Source organism: Bacteroides faecium (genome assembly GCF_012113595.1).
In the GTDB taxonomy this organism is placed as follows: domain Bacteria; phylum Bacteroidota; class Bacteroidia; order Bacteroidales; family Bacteroidaceae; genus Bacteroides; species Bacteroides faecium.
This window is the reverse complement of record NZ_CP050831.1, coordinates 4340455-4355110: the sequence shown is the minus strand read 5'-3', so window position 1 is coordinate 4355110 and position 14656 is coordinate 4340455. Positions and strand designations below refer to the sequence as shown.

15 protein-coding genes are annotated in these 14656 nt (G+C 41.9%); 2 read left to right on the top strand and 13 right to left on the bottom strand.

The window, feature by feature from the left end; genetic code table 11:
- Positions 1-25: 25 nt before the first annotated feature.
- The 13 genes from BacF7301_RS15900 to BacF7301_RS15840 form a co-directional block, all read right to left on the bottom strand.
- On the bottom strand, positions 26-2056 hold the full coding sequence (locus tag BacF7301_RS15900; RefSeq protein WP_167964316.1) for a tetratricopeptide repeat protein: 2031 nt from the start codon (positions 2054-2056) through the stop codon (positions 26-28).
- 76 nt (positions 2057-2132) lie between these two features.
- The gene (gene def, locus BacF7301_RS15895; protein ID WP_167964314.1) at positions 2133-2687 is read right to left on the bottom strand and encodes a peptide deformylase; all 555 of its coding nucleotides are present in this window, start codon (positions 2685-2687) and stop codon (positions 2133-2135) included.
- A gap of 45 nt (positions 2688-2732) precedes the next feature.
- Positions 2733-3152, bottom strand: coding sequence for a Holliday junction resolvase RuvX (gene ruvX / locus BacF7301_RS15890; protein ID WP_167964312.1), 420 nt, complete (start codon positions 3150-3152; stop codon positions 2733-2735).
- A 74-nt stretch (positions 3153-3226) separates the two neighbouring features.
- A complete protein-coding gene (locus BacF7301_RS15885; RefSeq protein WP_167964310.1) occupies positions 3227-4372 on the bottom strand; it encodes an OmpA family protein in 1146 nt (381 codons plus the stop codon).
- A 314-nt stretch (positions 4373-4686) separates the two neighbouring features.
- Entirely contained in the window at positions 4687-5655 is a 969-nt protein-coding gene (locus tag BacF7301_RS15880; protein WP_167964309.1) for a PCMD domain-containing protein, read from the bottom strand.
- Positions 5656-5677: 22 nt separating this feature from the next.
- Positions 5678-6784 carry a cholesterol-responsive sulfotransferase gene (locus BacF7301_RS15875; RefSeq protein WP_167964307.1) on the bottom strand — a complete coding sequence of 369 codons (1107 nt, stop codon included), beginning with the start codon at positions 6782-6784 and terminating at the stop codon, positions 5678-5680.
- A gap of 6 nt (positions 6785-6790) precedes the next feature.
- A complete protein-coding gene (gene cysN, locus BacF7301_RS15870) occupies positions 6791-8251 on the bottom strand; it encodes a sulfate adenylyltransferase subunit CysN (RefSeq protein WP_167964305.1) in 1461 nt (486 codons plus the stop codon).
- A gap of 12 nt (positions 8252-8263) precedes the next feature.
- Positions 8264-9172 carry a sulfate adenylyltransferase subunit CysD gene (cysD, locus tag BacF7301_RS15865; protein ID WP_167964303.1) on the bottom strand — a complete coding sequence of 303 codons (909 nt, stop codon included), beginning with the start codon at positions 9170-9172 and terminating at the stop codon, positions 8264-8266.
- Positions 9173-9199: 27 nt separating this feature from the next.
- Entirely contained in the window at positions 9200-9808 is a 609-nt protein-coding gene (gene cysC, locus BacF7301_RS15860) for an adenylyl-sulfate kinase (protein ID WP_167964301.1), read from the bottom strand.
- Positions 9809-9824: 16 nt separating this feature from the next.
- Entirely contained in the window at positions 9825-11378 is a 1554-nt protein-coding gene (locus BacF7301_RS15855; RefSeq protein ID WP_167964299.1) for an SLC13 family permease, read from the bottom strand.
- 11 nt (positions 11379-11389) lie between these two features.
- Positions 11390-12214, bottom strand: a complete 825-nt coding sequence (gene cysQ / locus BacF7301_RS15850) for a 3'(2'),5'-bisphosphate nucleotidase CysQ (RefSeq protein WP_167964297.1) — start codon at positions 12212-12214, stop codon at positions 11390-11392.
- 252 nt (positions 12215-12466) lie between these two features.
- Positions 12467-12961, bottom strand: coding sequence for an SPOR domain-containing protein (locus tag BacF7301_RS15845; RefSeq protein WP_044653391.1), 495 nt, complete (start codon positions 12959-12961; stop codon positions 12467-12469).
- 116 nt (positions 12962-13077) lie between these two features.
- Positions 13078-13851, bottom strand: a complete 774-nt coding sequence (locus BacF7301_RS15840) for an SDR family oxidoreductase (protein WP_167964295.1) — start codon at positions 13849-13851, stop codon at positions 13078-13080.
- A gap of 200 nt (positions 13852-14051) precedes the next feature.
- Between BacF7301_RS15840 and BacF7301_RS15835 the strand changes: the two genes are divergently transcribed.
- Positions 14052-14261 carry a YtxH domain-containing protein gene (locus tag BacF7301_RS15835; protein ID WP_005677876.1) on the top strand — a complete coding sequence of 70 codons (210 nt, stop codon included), beginning with the start codon at positions 14052-14054 and terminating at the stop codon, positions 14259-14261.
- A gap of 31 nt (positions 14262-14292) precedes the next feature.
- Entirely contained in the window at positions 14293-14655 is a 363-nt protein-coding gene (locus BacF7301_RS15830; protein WP_167964293.1) for a phage holin family protein, read from the top strand.
- Position 14656 lies beyond the last annotated feature (1 nt).

The window sequence follows — 14656 nt, the reverse complement described above, 5'->3', positions numbered from 1 at the left end:
TTTTCCATTTTTTATCAAAAAAATGTTATTCCGTTTGATCCGTAAAACGCTTGATTACATTATAAGCGGAAACAATACCCAGCTCGCCTGCTTTACTTAGATCAGAAATACCCAGCTTATTATTACCTAAGAAAATATGAGTAAGCCCTCTGTTGAAATAAGCATCCGCAAAATCAGGATTCAGTTCAATAGCCTTGTCATAGTCAGCCACGGCAGCACGATAATCTTTCAGCATGGCAGATACATTCGCACGATTATAATAAGCATAAACAAAATCCGGTGCCAAATTGATTACTTTATCCAAATCTTTTCTCACCACTTCATAATCTACCGCAGTAATCTCCTTGCGTTTATCGCCCAAAGTTTCCGTTTCGGCAGCTTGTTCTGCCTTCTGATACTCAAGTTGTTTGCAACGGATAAGAGCACGCATAAAGTATGCCGGGAAAAAATCCCCGTCCAGCAGAATCGTTTGTGTCAAATCGGAAACTGCGCTTGAGAAATCCTGTACCAAATAAAAATCAATTGCACGGGCAAAACGTTTTGGAGCACTCTTTTCATCTGCTACAATAGCCGATGTATGCGTATCAATCAAAGCAAAGTGAAATTTCACCTGTTCTTCCGTCAACGGAGCTTCCATATTCGTTATACGAAGACGTTTCGAAAGTACCCCCGAGCTATTCAAATCCTCAATATATTTGTGGAAATTCACCGAACGCTTCACATCACTCATTTTCTCATAATAAGTCAATGCGAACATGGGCTCCAGTGTAATATTTACGTTCTTATCCTGCACACGTCCACGATAATCGCTCGTGTAGCGTTGATCAGCTTCAGAGTCGTCCGCAATGACTATCTTACGATAGTTATTCATATTCTTATCCGACTTCTTACGGGTCTTTTCTCCCTCTTCGTCTTCTCCTTCTTTTCCTTTATTCTGATTCTGGGCTACATCCTTATTCGTCACACCGTTCTGCTTGTCGATCTGTGCCTTCATGACTTTAAACTCGTCCTGTTCCGCCCCTTTCTTGTCACCAATCTTCCGTCTGGCTTCCGAACGCTGATAATATCCGGCCAGGAAGTTAGGATACTGGTCTATAACAGTTGTATAGTCTTTTATCGCGCCACGATAGTCACCCGTCTGCGCACGAAGCAAACCACGATTAAATATAGCCATCATATTATCCGGCTCCATCTGGATCACAAAGTCGAAATCCTCAATCGCCCGGTTGTCATCACCTACCTGCGCACGAAGCAAACCACGGTTATAATGCCCGATAAAATTATTAGGATCAATATCCAGTGCCAGGTCATAATCGCTCATGGCTCCCCGAAGATTTTTCTGGTGGAATCGTGCCAATGCACGGTTGATATAATTTCCGGAATTCTTGGCACTTAAATGAATAGCCCGATCAAAATCCGACTCAGCTTCCGCATACTTAGACTGCTGCAATTTCACAATTGCTCTTGCAGACCATGCGTCCGGGTCATACTTATCCAGTTCGAGCGCTTTATTAAAGTCATTCAAAGCAGCAATCGTATCCTTTTGCTGCAAGGATACCTCGCCCCTCATCAGGTACGCACGAGTATAACGCGGAGCCACCTTCAGCAAACTCTCCAAATCTTCTTTCGCTGAACTATAATCTTTCTTCTGAATATGGGATAATGTCAGATTATGCCACAGAGTAATGTTCTCCGGATCATAATGCAGAGCTTTCTGATAATCTTCAATAGCTCCGTCAAATTTACTCTGACGAATCCTTGCCAAACCACGAACCTGATAAGCGCCTACTACAAACGGATTCCGCTGGATAGCAGCGTCACAGTCCATTTCAGCACCTTGAAAATCTTCCAGGTTCAGTTTAGCCAGCGCCCTGAAAAAATAAGGTTCATACAGATAAGGCTTCGCATTAATCACCTGATTAAAATACTGAATAGAAAGTACATAATCCTCGAAATAAAGAGCGTTTCGGGCGATAGTCATCACCCGATCCGTATTTATCTGAGCACATACCAGCGTGGGGAACAGTAATAATACTGTTAATATTCTTTTTATCATCGACATTTTATGCTTGTAAACGAAGCAAAAATAATGCTTTTCGTTTACTTAACAGGGATATAAACGTTTTTTATCTTTATTTCACCTGTTTCATCTTATAAGAACTGCGTGCTTTTCCTTTCAGCATCGTATTCAGCTTTCCTTTAATCATCTGCTTACGAAGCGCAGAGATATGGTCAATGAACATCTTACCGTCCAAATGGTCGAATTCATGCTGCATGACACGAGCCAGATAGCCTTCTACTACCTCCTCATGTTCCACAAAATTCTCGTCCATATATTTCACGCGAATCTTATCTCCTCTTTTCACTGTTTCATGGATACCGGGAAGGCTCAAACAGCCTTCTTCCATACTCACTTCTTCACCAGCCACTTCCAGTATATGCGGATTTATATAAGCCTTATTAAAATCCTTAAATTCAGGATAATCTTCCGAAAGCGGATCCAATGTGATGGTGACAACACGGATAGGCAAGCCTATCTGTGGAGCAGCCAGTCCTACACCGTCTGCGTGCACCATTGTTTCAAACATATTCGCTATCAACTCTTTCAAATTCGGATAATCCGGTGTTATGTCCTCTGCCACCTTTCTCAAAACAGGCTGTCCATATACATAAATAGGTAAAATCATATCTTTATATTCTACTGATAAATTAAATTATTCTATTGTCATCTACTAAATAAAACGTTTACTCTCCAAATATGTTTGCAAAATAATCGTAGCGCTTATCTCATCTACCAATGCTTTGTTCTGGCGGTCCTTCTTTTTCAGCCCCGCTTCCAACATTGTGCGATGCGCCAGAACAGACGTAAAACGTTCATCCACATACTCAACCGGAATATCTGGGAAACGCTTCTTCAGTGAACGGACAAAAGGTTCTATATTTTTCATATTCTCCGAAACCTCATTATTCATCTGCTTAGGCAATCCGATAATAATTCGTTCTACCGGTTCTTTCGCTACGTAATCACCGATAAACTTCAGAAGCTCATGCGTAGGCACTGTTGTCAACCCGTTTGCAATCAACTGCATAGTATCACTGACAGCTATTCCTGTGCGCTTTCTTCCATAATCTATTGCTACAATTCTGCTCATGGGGCACAAAAATACAAAAAAGACGCTTCCCGTGAAAGGAAACGTCTCTTTTATTATAATATTTCAAATGTATATTATTCTTCAACAATAGCTACACGGCTCAGTTTAGCGCTGTCATAGAACATATTGCTTACACCACCCTTGTAATCAACCTTCAATTGAGAAGCAGGAACACCAAATTCGTTAACCATCAAGTCACGAACAGCTTCAGCTCTCTTCTTACTCAACTTCATGTTGTACTCAGCAGAACCAGTACCCTTATCAGCATATCCTGTTACAGTATATACTTTACCAGAGTTTTCTTTGATAGCTTTAGCCATAGTCTCGATGTTCATGTATTCTCTCTTAGCGATATTACTCTTACCGATATTGAATACAACAACCAGACGTGGGATAGCAGATACAACTTCTTTCTTAACGATAACTTCCGGTTTCTTGTTACGTGCTTCAACCAAGTCACGTTTCAGAGATTCGTTTTCACCCTTCAAAGAGTTAACTCTGTCTCTCAGGTCGTTCAACTGGCTTTCCGGAACCATCGGTACAGTAGGAACTGCATCCCAACCACGTTTTTTGAACTTATAAGTTACACCTACAGTCACACCACCCATAGCTTCTTTGCTTTTGCCGCCAAATGCGTCCTTCATCAATAATCCACGCAATTCTACGTTAAGATCCAAAGCCGGAGACAAACGGAAACGGTTAATCAAACCAGCGTTAATACCTAAGTTATTTTCTGTCGGTTTTGACCATGAATGTACCAATCCGGCACCTACATAAGGAATAAATGAATAAACACGTTCTTCATTATATCCACAGAACATATTAGACAGATTTAACATTACATCACCATGGAAGTTAGCAACATTCCATTTTTGTTTGTAATATCCGTTAGAGAAAGTACCACCCTTTGCATAAACATCGTTAGCATTAGGAGTAGCGCCTTTAGCCTGAAGGCCATTGTAAGCAATACGCAACCCGATACCCGGAGTGAACCACTTACCTACAGCAATGTCAAGTGCCGGAGAAATACGATCTCCAAAACCTGCCTTGCTGTCATTATCACCGAAGTACATTTGTGCACCCACGCCACCGCTAATAAACCAATTAGCGCCGAACGTATTTGTCTCTACTCTGTAGCTCTTTGCAGCTTTTTCTTTTTCCTGAGCAGGCAGACATACTGAGACTGCTGCCAATAAAATAAACAATAAACCCTTTTTCATCTCAATTTATTTTAGTAAATAATATATTTCAATTGTCTTTCAGAATGACAATAAACCCGAATGTCCATTCCTAACCAAGAGACAATAATGATCGTCCTTTCCTCTAAAATTAATGCAAATATAGATATTTAATATAACACAAACAAAAAATCACGTAAATTTTCATTCGGACATAGTTTTTTATGGAATGATAAAAGTGTCATATAAGTCCAGAAGCCTTCTGAGGGCATTTATTACAGAAGAATCAAAACAAAAAAATAACCGATAGTAAATCATACCATCGGTCATTTCTCATATTTTGGTTGTACCTTCTATTAATATACCAACTTCACATTATCAATCCACAATGAATTTCCCGGCGAACCGATATAGGCACCTCCATGACTGGACGTAAACTGAAGACACATATGAGTCGGAACATCCTCCTCATTTCCCCAAGCCACTTCATGAATAGGCACGCTTTCTCCTTTGCTGTTCACCGTATAACTTTCGGTAGCCTGCAAACGCATCATATGAGCTTTGTATTCCGGCCGTCCTGTAATGTCACCGTACATGATTTCATAAGAAACGTTATTCTTCCAATCCGTTGAATGATAATAGTAGGTCACCATTGTACCTATACGCTTTGCAAACACATTCCCGTCCGCGTCTTCCCAACGCTTCTGTAAAAGCAGGATAGCTGCCGGATAATCTTTACCGGGAACATCCGTTATCTTACTGAAACCGGTAGCACGGATACGATTCTCCCGGTCAGACATCTTCACTTTGTAATCAAACTGAAGGGCAACCGGTTTTTTGGTAAACGGGACACCCGTCTGCAACATTTTCTGCGGATTCTTAGTACCTTTAATCGGCTCATGTACCGAACCGGTAAAAATAGAGCCAGCCGCCAATACTGTAATATTAACGAGTCCCAGCACCTTCACACTTTCCATACGTGTATCCAATCGCGCGCAGTATCCGTCTCCCCTCTTTTCCGGGAAAACCGAAGTATTTGTCTTCGTAACACCTGCCACCTTTGCCATCACATTGGAAGTAGCCCAAGGCGACCCACCCATATTCTTATAAACCTGATCTCCCTTGATTACAGACGTCGGCCCTATCGCATATACATTCTTTGTATTCCCACCAATAATGCCCGATTCCTTTATCTGACGGTCTACCCACTGATCCATGTCTCCAAAAGGAACCATTTCCACTCTATGTTGCGCCATCAAAGACAAGGAAGAAAAAAATGCCACGAAACCTGTCATCAACAGGCGATGAACGATTTTCTGAATCATTACTTTCCTTTCTTTTTTCTTCTTATAAATTATAATTCCATTGCTTCAAAGCAAAATCCCAGTTTTCTTCTACCAATTGAATTGTCCGGTCATCATATTTATACTTATTCTTTTTATACCCCTTCTTGCCGCCTACGTACTTTTCTATATCTCCGCGTGCTTCGGCAAATCCGGGGATGGAAAGAGACTTATAAATATTCTCCGTCATACCCATTGCGTCTGCTTCAAAATCTTCAAACTTCACTTCCATCAAGTTCCCTTCAGGAATAAACTGTTTATCTGATTCATACTTATGATAAAGCTTTGCATAAATAGAAAGGATATTTTCTTCTAATTGTTCATTACTTACATCCTGCAATTTCAGCGGTTGAATCGTATTTGTAAAGAAACTTCGTGTAGATTCGAATACAGTATACGGATTACGCATCAAATAGATAAACTTAGCGTTCGGGAACATTTTCACCAATTCCTTCACCCTGCCTGTATGCGGCGGGTTCTTACTAAGAAACTGCGTCCCCTGCGTATTCCACAAAGAAATCTTAATCAGTTTTGTAAACACCTCCTCAAAAACCTTCAATTCAGCATCCGTAATGTCGTCAAATAGCAGGTACTTATCGGCATACTGCTGTTGATATTTCGGCAAGAACCAAAAATTATAATACGTATATGGCATCATATTCGACAATGCGAATTCCTCTTCCTGGGGAAGATCCACAGCCAGTTCCATATTATCCGTCGGGCGCTTGTCCGGCATCAGCCAACTCATATTCTTCTTGAAGAAAGGCTGTCCCCACATCATCAAATGAGGGAATACAGTCTGATACGTTGTATTATACCCAAAATGCTTGTCGCACGAGAACACGTTATGCACGAAAGTCGTTCCGCTCCGCCAATGCCCCAGAATAAATACCGGGTCATGTTCCAACGGTTGGTTAGCCAACAGCTTTTCATACCGGCTATTTTGCAGTCCGGCCAATGGAGAAAGCAAACGGCATACAGCCTTTGTCAGTCGGTATTTACCCTTATAGGCCGCATCAATTTCACGACCGGCAGTGATTGCCTTAAACGTTTTCCAGTCGGCACCTACCAGTGTATTAATCGGAAGTTTGTTAAATTCGAGTAATCCCATACTATCTTATTTTATTATTTTCACGGCAAATCCCTGGCGTTCCAGCTCTTTCGCCGCTTTTTCTATAGCTTCATAATGTTCCGGCTCAATCCCCAGCTTTGACAAATCCAATACAGGAATATCATCCGTATTGCTCATATCCTTCATCTCCACCCGGTCAATAATCATGCCCACTGCTGAAGTATTATTGGTTATCGGGTCAATCAGAATGAACGAGCCACAAGATTTATTCTTTTTATAGGGGTCAAAGAACAATTCCTTCGCAGTAGTCAGCACCACGCGGGCAATCTGATTCAGTTGCAAAGGCAAAGTTTCTTTTGTCAATTGTCCATTATCCAAAGACAGATGTTCCATTGTGTTCACATCCACCTTGTACTTAATCGCATCAATACGTGTACGGCTCAAATTGGTAGTCTGCTTGATAAAGAACGATTTATTAACATCCATCGGTTCCTCATCCATCCATACCATCATCGTTTCGAAATTACGGTCGACAATTGGCAAGTTGTCAGGATGCACAAGCATTTCGCCACGGGACACGTCGATTTCATCTTCCAGTGTCAGCGTCACAGACTGTGGCGGGAAAGCATAATCCAATTCTCCGTCATAAGTTACAATGCTTTTCACCTTAGACGTTTTGCCTGAAGGAAGTGCCATCACTGTATCTCCCTTACGGATGATACCGGACGCAACTTTACCACAGAATCCTCTAAAGTCCAAATTCGGGCGAAGCACATATTGAACCGGGAAACGGAAATCAGTCAGATTATGGTCATTGTCAATATGGACAGTTTCCAGGAAATCCAACAGGGAAGTCCCTTTATACCACGGAGTGCGTTCAGATAAATCTACAACATTGTCTCCATCCAACGCAGAAAGAGGAATACAGTTCACATCAGGAATTCCCAACGGAGCCACAAACTTCTTGTACTCTGCAACGATTTCATTAAAGCGTTCTTCTGAGAAGTCCACCAAGTCCATCTTGTTGACAGCCAATACCACATGCTTGATACCCAGTAAAGACACCAGGAAAGTATGGCGGCGTGTCTGCGTAATCACTCCCGTACGGGCATCCACCAGAATAATCGCCAGGTTGGCCGTAGAACCACCGGTAATCATATTACGTGTATATTGTTCATGTCCCGGAGTATCTGCTATGATAAACTTACGACCATTGGTAGAAAAATAACGGTAAGCCACGTCAATCGTAATTCCCTGTTCACGTTCCGCTTTCAAACCGTCGAGCAGCAATGCATAGTCGATATGTTCACCCGCATTCCCCACACGTTTACTGTCGCGTTCCAACGCATCCAACTGATCCTCATATAATTTCTTACTGTCAAACAACAAGCGTCCGATCAGCGTTGATTTTCCATCATCTACCGAACCGGCGGTCAACAGTCTCAGCAAGTCTTTCTGTTCATCCTTGTCCAGGAAAGCCTTTATATCTAATTTATTATCTGCCATTTCTAGTTAAAATTAAAAGTATCCTTCACGTTTCTTTTGCTCCATACTACCTTCTTGGTCAAAATCAATCACACGGGTTGTACGCTCACTCTTAGTAGTAGTCATCATCTCTTCCACAATCTCTTCGATGGTATCAGCACCACTTTCTACCGCACCTGTCAATGGCCAGCAACCCAATGTACGGAAACGAACCATTTTCATTTCAATCTGGTCACGATACTTTTCAGGCAGACGTTCATCATCCGCCATAATGATATTTCCATCCAAGTTGATAACAGGACGTTCTTTGGCATAATAAAGCGGAACAATCGGAATATTCTCCAAACGAATATACTGCCAAATATCCAATTCTGTCCAGTTACTAATCGGGAATACGCGGATACTTTCCCCCTTATGCACACGGGCATTATAAATATCCCACAACTCGGGACGCTGATTTTTCGGATCCCACTGATGGAATTTATCACGGAATGAGAAGATACGTTCTTTGGCACGTGACTTTTCTTCATCACGGCGAGCACCACCGAATGCAGCGTCAAACTTATATTTATCCAGTGCATGGAGCAACGCTTGTGTCTTCATCAAGTCCGTGTGTACTTTACTTCCATGCGTGAAAGGCCCTACGCCTGCATGAAAAGCTTCCATATTACTTTCCACAATCAGATTCCATCCGTATTTCTTTGCATATTCATCACGGAACTGAATCATCTCTTTGAACTTCCATTTCGAATCGATATGCATCAACGGGAATGGCACTTTACCCGGATAAAACGCTTTTTCAGCCAAGCGCACCATCACCGAAGAATCCTTTCCGATACTATAAAGCATCACCGGATTCTCAAATTCCGCAGCCACCTCGCGGATGATATGAATAGACTCTGCTTCGAGCTCCTTCAAGTGGCTTAATTTATATTCTTCCATTACTAAAATAATGATTTTATTCTTCTACTAAACATTCTTTTTTACTTTGGGCAAAATCAGCTCCAGCAAACGATTTACCGACTCTTCCAAGCTCAACTTAGAAGTATCCAATGATAAGGCCGGATGCTCCGGAACTTCAAACGGAGCAGAAATTCCTGTAAAGTTCTGAATCTCTCCTTTACGTGCTTTCGCATACAACCCCTTTACATCGCGCTTTTCACACTCTTCCAACGGAGTACTTACGAAAATCTCCAGGAAATCTTCCTTGCCGATAATATTTGCCGCCATTTCACGAATATCGTTATTCGGACTGATAAACGCTGCAATCGTAATAATACCGCTATCCAAAAACAATTTGGAAACCTCGGCTATACGACGGATATTTTCCACCCGGTCAGTCTCCGAGAATCCCAGGTTATTATTAATTCCACTACGGATATTATCACCATCCAAGATACGGCAAAGCAATCCACGCTTATGAAGTTCACGTTCCAGCGCAATAGCGATTGTACTCTTCCCCGACCCGCTCAGTCCGGTAAACCAAATCATCACGCTATGCTGTCCCAGGAGTTCCTCTTTATCCTGCCGTGTCATCATGCGGTCGAATATGGGATATATATGATTCTTTTCTTCCATTTATAAATTAGTTTTATTAAAAGTTCCAAATCATCGGAATCAAAATTACAGAGATCAAGAAGGTAATGATATTAAGCGGCAAACCGATGCGGACAAAATCCGTAAACTTATAGTTACCGATACCTTGCACAATCAAATTAGTCTGATAACCGATAGGCGTAGAGAAACTGGCAGATGCGGCCATACAGATCACGACAAAGAAAGGCGTCGGGCTTACCCCCAATTGGGCGGCAATCGACAGTGCCAACGGGAATGCCAAAGCGGCAGCCGCATTGTTCGTAATCAACTCTGTAAACAAATTCGTGATGATAAACAACATGGCAAGCAATACATGCGGCCCGTAATCATCACTTAACCCGATAATGAACTTCGCTACGCAATCAGCCACACCCGAATTCACCATCGCCTTACTGATAGCAAACGCGCAGGCAATAGTAATCAGGATATCCCACGATATATATTTAGTATATTTACGGGCAGGGAACAGATTCGTCCATGCCATGATAATAGTAGTAATAGAAACAAAGAAAAACATATCCAGCTTGATGTCCGGAAACAATTCCTTCGTTATCGGAAGCTCTCCCACTGTTGCACCGACAATCATCAACACCAATAACAGTAAAGCAAACCAGCGTTTCTTCTTTCCGGTAGTATCCGGTTCATTACCGTTTGTCAGCAGCACGAATACCGAAGACTCACCCCATGTCGGGATAAACGTATCATCCGCCATCACTACCAACGTGTCACCTTCGTGAAGCACCACATCGTCCAGATTATCCACGAACCGCTGTCCGCTACGTGTCTTGATTTCTTTCACTTCGGCACCGTAATGACGTTGGAAATTAAAGTCCTTCAATTTTTTATTGATACCCGGGAAACGGGCACCCAAAACAGCTTCCACCCTGTGCAATTTTTCTCCTTCTTCCACATCTTCATCAGGTACAGCCGTATCCGGACGTGCATCCGGCAACAGGCGTTTAGAGAAAAGAAATATATAAATAATCCCGGCAATTGCGATAAAGATTCCCACCTTTCCAAGTTCAAACATCGAAAAGCCCTCAAACCCGGCTTCCAATATCATCCCGTGCACCACCAGATTGGTAGAAGTACCGATCAGCGTACAAATACCACCCAAAATAGTCACATACGAAAGAGGAATCAAAAACTTAGTAGCAGGGAGTTTTACCGACTTTGCCCAATGCTTGATAATCGGAGCAAAAATAACCACAACAGGGGTATTATTCAGGAAAGCAGAGATAAACGCGACCGAAGGCAAGATACGCAACTGCGCCTTAAACACTGTCGTCTTGCCCTGAGGTAGCAATTTCTTAATCACCTGCCCCAGTGTGCCCGACTGACGAATACCTTCACTTACCAGAAACAGCAAAGCAACAGTAATCATACCCTTGTTGCTAAACCCTTCAAGCATCTCTTTAGGAGTCAGAATCCCGACACACAAAAATAATACCACTACCGAAAAAAGTATCATGCCCGGGCGCATCTTATCCGCAACCAAGGCAGCTACCATTCCTAATAGGGATAATAGTACAAATACAATTTCAAATGTCATATAAACATTAATTAGTGTTCTCTTTTGGGCTCAACGATAAACCACGGATTCAATAAGTCTTCCTTGTTATATCGTAGAGGTTCGTTTTTTCCGGCCTGATACACTTCCATTCCAGCGGCACGAGCTATCGCATGTCCGGCAGCCGTGTCCCATTCCATTGTCGGAGCGAAACGCGGATACACATCAGCCTTTCCTTCCGCAACCAGACAGATCTTGATAGAACTTCCGCTGGATATCAACTCAACGCTACCATGTTTTTTCTTCAAATCTGCGATATATTCTTCCGTTTCCGGCGAGAGGTGCGAACGGGAAGCCACCACTATAAAATGATCGCGAGCATCTTCCAACGGCATCCGCTCCGATTCCTTTATCAACTGTTCCAATGACACTCCGTCATCTTCCAGACTGACAATACCGGAACATTTATAAGCTCCCACTCCTTCAACTGCAAAATAAAGTTCTTTTCTTACCGGTACATAAATAACCCCCATCACAGGTACGCAATTCTGCACCAAAGCTATATTTACAGTAAATTCGCCGTTGCGCTTGATAAACTCTTTTGTCCCGTCCAGCGGATCTACAATCCATAAAGTATCCCATGTACGGCGGACTTCATAATCCAGATGCTTCCCTTCTTCACTAAGAACAGGAAAAGGAGTCCCGTCCAAAATAGCGACAATCGCCTCATGCGCCTTCCTGTCTGCTATTGTCAGCGGAGAGTTATCAGCCTTTCGTTCTATCTCGAAATCCGATGCCGGATCCTCATAAATAGAAAGTATTTCTTTACCAGCTTTTAATGCCGCGTCGATAGCAGCCATTACATATTTTTGTTCCATTCAATCCCTTCATTAATACCTTATTTCCATTAAGGTTGTGAATCATCCAAATTAAGAGTTGACAAAAGTAAAAACTTTATTTGCTATAAAAGTTTCCCCACTATCATTTATAACTTCTTTTAGTAGAATGATAAAAATATCTAAACGGAATGACCCATTTCTCTCTCAATAAAAAAGCAGTAACTTCCCAGTTACCGCCTTCTTATTTGGAAAAAACGTTTGTCCTTTCCAATATATATTACCAAAAAGAAATCAATATACACGATACAGCAACCAAGCTCCCTGGAAATCCGAACGGTTCGGATACTTAGCCTTGAATGCGTCGCGAGCTTCAGCAGCAGCCATCTTATCAGCAAATGAGCTGACAATCACGCGATACATTGCCTTGTCTGCATTAAATGCGATAGTAGAATGATAACCTTGTGCATCCAACCAGTCTTTCAGACCTTCGGCATTTGCCTTTACACCAAAGCTACCAGCCACAATGCTGTAATCTTTCAATCCTTCATTGCCGGAAACCACTGTAACCTTTTCCTGGCGAACGCCGGATGTATCTGCCACTTTAGGCGTTGTCACAGGAGCTGCAACTACCGGAGTCACTTCTACCGGAGCTTCCACTTGCGGTTCTGCCAATTCCTGCTGTTTTGCTTTCTCATAAGCTTTCTTATAGGCACTTTCGCTGGATTTACAAGATGTAAATGCCAGAACCAAGCATACTCCCATTCCTAATACGACTAATTTTTTCATAATCCTATACTCTGTTTTAATTAATAATTCAACGTTCCCGTCTATCTATATTTAGTTTCGGGCAACAAAATAATAGAAATTTTATCATCCGGCAAAGAAATCCGTCAAAAAAACGTCTATTCCTGCTTTTTCTTATACGAAATAGTACCTGTTGCCTGATTTGTTGGCATCAAAAGCACTTCCGCAATCTGAATATGCTCCGGAGCCGATGCTGCAAAATAAACCGTTTCGGCGATATCATCTCCTGTCAACGGACGGATTCCTTTATAGAAATTATCAGCAGCTTCTTTATCACCCCGATAACGCACTACCGAGAAATTAGTCTCCACCATACCCGGCTTGATATTCGTAACCCTCAACGGAGTATCTACCAAATCAATCCGCAAGCCATCCGAAAGAGCTTTCACGGCAGCCTTAGTGGCGCAATACACGCTTCCACCCGGATAAGCGGCATCACCGGCAATGGAACCGATATTGATAACATGTCCCCGTCCGCGTTCTATCATACCAGGAACCACAAGACGCGTCATTGCCAATAATCCCTTTATATTCGTATCAATCATGATATCCCATTCGTCCAGACTACCTTCGAACTCCTTGTCCACTCCGATCACCAGTCCGGCATTGTTTATCAGCAAATCGATTTCAGCCCATTCCGGCGGTAACTCTTCCAGTGACGCCTCAATCTTTTTACGACTACGCACGTCACAAAGAAACGACCACGTCACTACTTTGGGAAATTCTACCTCTAACTCATATATCAACTTCTCCAATTTTGAAGCATTACGGGCGTTCAAAATCAAGTCCCATCCTTCTTTCGCAAATTTACGGGCACAAGCTTTACCAATTCCACTGGTTGCGCCGGTTATTAAAACAATTTTATTATCCATTATGTTTTGGTTTATAATATTCGGTAGCAAAAGTACGCCTTAAGTCATATTGGTTAGTCTCCGAAGCCCGTTAAATAAGATTAAACCATAAAAGAAAAAAAGAATTATAAAACTAAGCACTTTTTTTTCGTTTTCATGAACAACCTTTTGATAAAAATGTTATATTTGTTGTATCGTAATCATTTTAAACATTACAAATTATGAAAGGATTGAATGTATTAGCAGCTTTTTTGGGTGGTGCAGCCGTAGGCGCAGCCCTTGGTATTTTGTTTGCTCCTGAAAAGGGAGAAGATACCCGTCATAAGATCGCCGAGATTCTCCGTAAGAAAGGAATCAAGCTCAACCGCAGTGAAATGGAAAATCTCGTGGATGAGATTGCAGCCGAAATGAAAGGAGAAATAGCAGAGTAAGTGAGTAACAAAGGACTAAAACAGAGCGACCATGTTTGCAGACGATAAAAGTATTGAGAATTTTCAGCAGTTATTTTTCGAGTTCAAGAAGTACTTAGAACTTCAAAAAGAATATACCAAATTAGAATTAACGGAAAAGTTAACCATACTTTTCTCAACGTTAATCATGATATTAGTACTTATTATCCTTGGCATGGTGGCCCTGTTTTACTTGCTTTTCGCATTAGCTTACATTTTGGAACCATTGGTAGGTGGGCTCATGGCAAGTTTTGCCATCATTGCAGGCATCAATGTTGTCCTCATCGCCCTGGTCATTATTTTCCGCAAGCAGCTCATCATCTCTCCGATGGTGAACTTCCTCGCCAATTTATTTTTAACCGATTCAAATAAATAAA

What these genes read in the sequence shown, in the direction of transcription:
- BacF7301_RS15835 (WP_005677876.1), top strand. Translation starts at nt 14,052, where the DNA reads ATGAAAGGATTGAATGTATTAGCAGCTTTTTTGGGTGGTGCAGCCGTA.
- cysN (WP_167964305.1), bottom strand. Translation starts at nt 8,251, where the DNA reads ATGGCAGATAATAAATTAGATATAAAGGCTTTCCTGGACAAGGATGAA.
- BacF7301_RS15855 (WP_167964299.1), bottom strand. Translation starts at nt 11,378, where the DNA reads ATGACATTTGAAATTGTATTTGTACTATTATCCCTATTAGGAATGGTA.
- cysC (WP_167964301.1), bottom strand. Translation starts at nt 9,808, where the DNA reads ATGGAAGAAAAGAATCATATATATCCCATATTCGACCGCATGATGACA.
- cysQ (WP_167964297.1), bottom strand. Translation starts at nt 12,214, where the DNA reads ATGGAACAAAAATATGTAATGGCTGCTATCGACGCGGCATTAAAAGCT.
- BacF7301_RS15840 (WP_167964295.1), bottom strand. Translation starts at nt 13,851, where the DNA reads ATGGATAATAAAATTGTTTTAATAACCGGCGCAACCAGTGGAATTGGT.
- BacF7301_RS15885 (WP_167964310.1), bottom strand. Translation starts at nt 4,372, where the DNA reads ATGAAAAAGGGTTTATTGTTTATTTTATTGGCAGCAGTCTCAGTATGT.
- BacF7301_RS15880 (WP_167964309.1), bottom strand. Translation starts at nt 5,655, where the DNA reads ATGATTCAGAAAATCGTTCATCGCCTGTTGATGACAGGTTTCGTGGCA.
- BacF7301_RS15875 (WP_167964307.1), bottom strand. Translation starts at nt 6,784, where the DNA reads ATGGGATTACTCGAATTTAACAAACTTCCGATTAATACACTGGTAGGT.
- BacF7301_RS15900 (WP_167964316.1), bottom strand. Translation starts at nt 2,056, where the DNA reads ATGATAAAAAGAATATTAACAGTATTATTACTGTTCCCCACGCTGGTA.
- ruvX (WP_167964312.1), bottom strand. Translation starts at nt 3,152, where the DNA reads ATGAGCAGAATTGTAGCAATAGATTATGGAAGAAAGCGCACAGGAATA.
- def (WP_167964314.1), bottom strand. Translation starts at nt 2,687, where the DNA reads ATGATTTTACCTATTTATGTATATGGACAGCCTGTTTTGAGAAAGGTG.
- BacF7301_RS15830 (WP_167964293.1), top strand. Translation starts at nt 14,293, where the DNA reads ATGTTTGCAGACGATAAAAGTATTGAGAATTTTCAGCAGTTATTTTTC.
- cysD (WP_167964303.1), bottom strand. Translation starts at nt 9,172, where the DNA reads ATGGAAGAATATAAATTAAGCCACTTGAAGGAGCTCGAAGCAGAGTCT.
- BacF7301_RS15845 (WP_044653391.1), bottom strand. Translation starts at nt 12,961, where the DNA reads ATGAAAAAATTAGTCGTATTAGGAATGGGAGTATGCTTGGTTCTGGCA.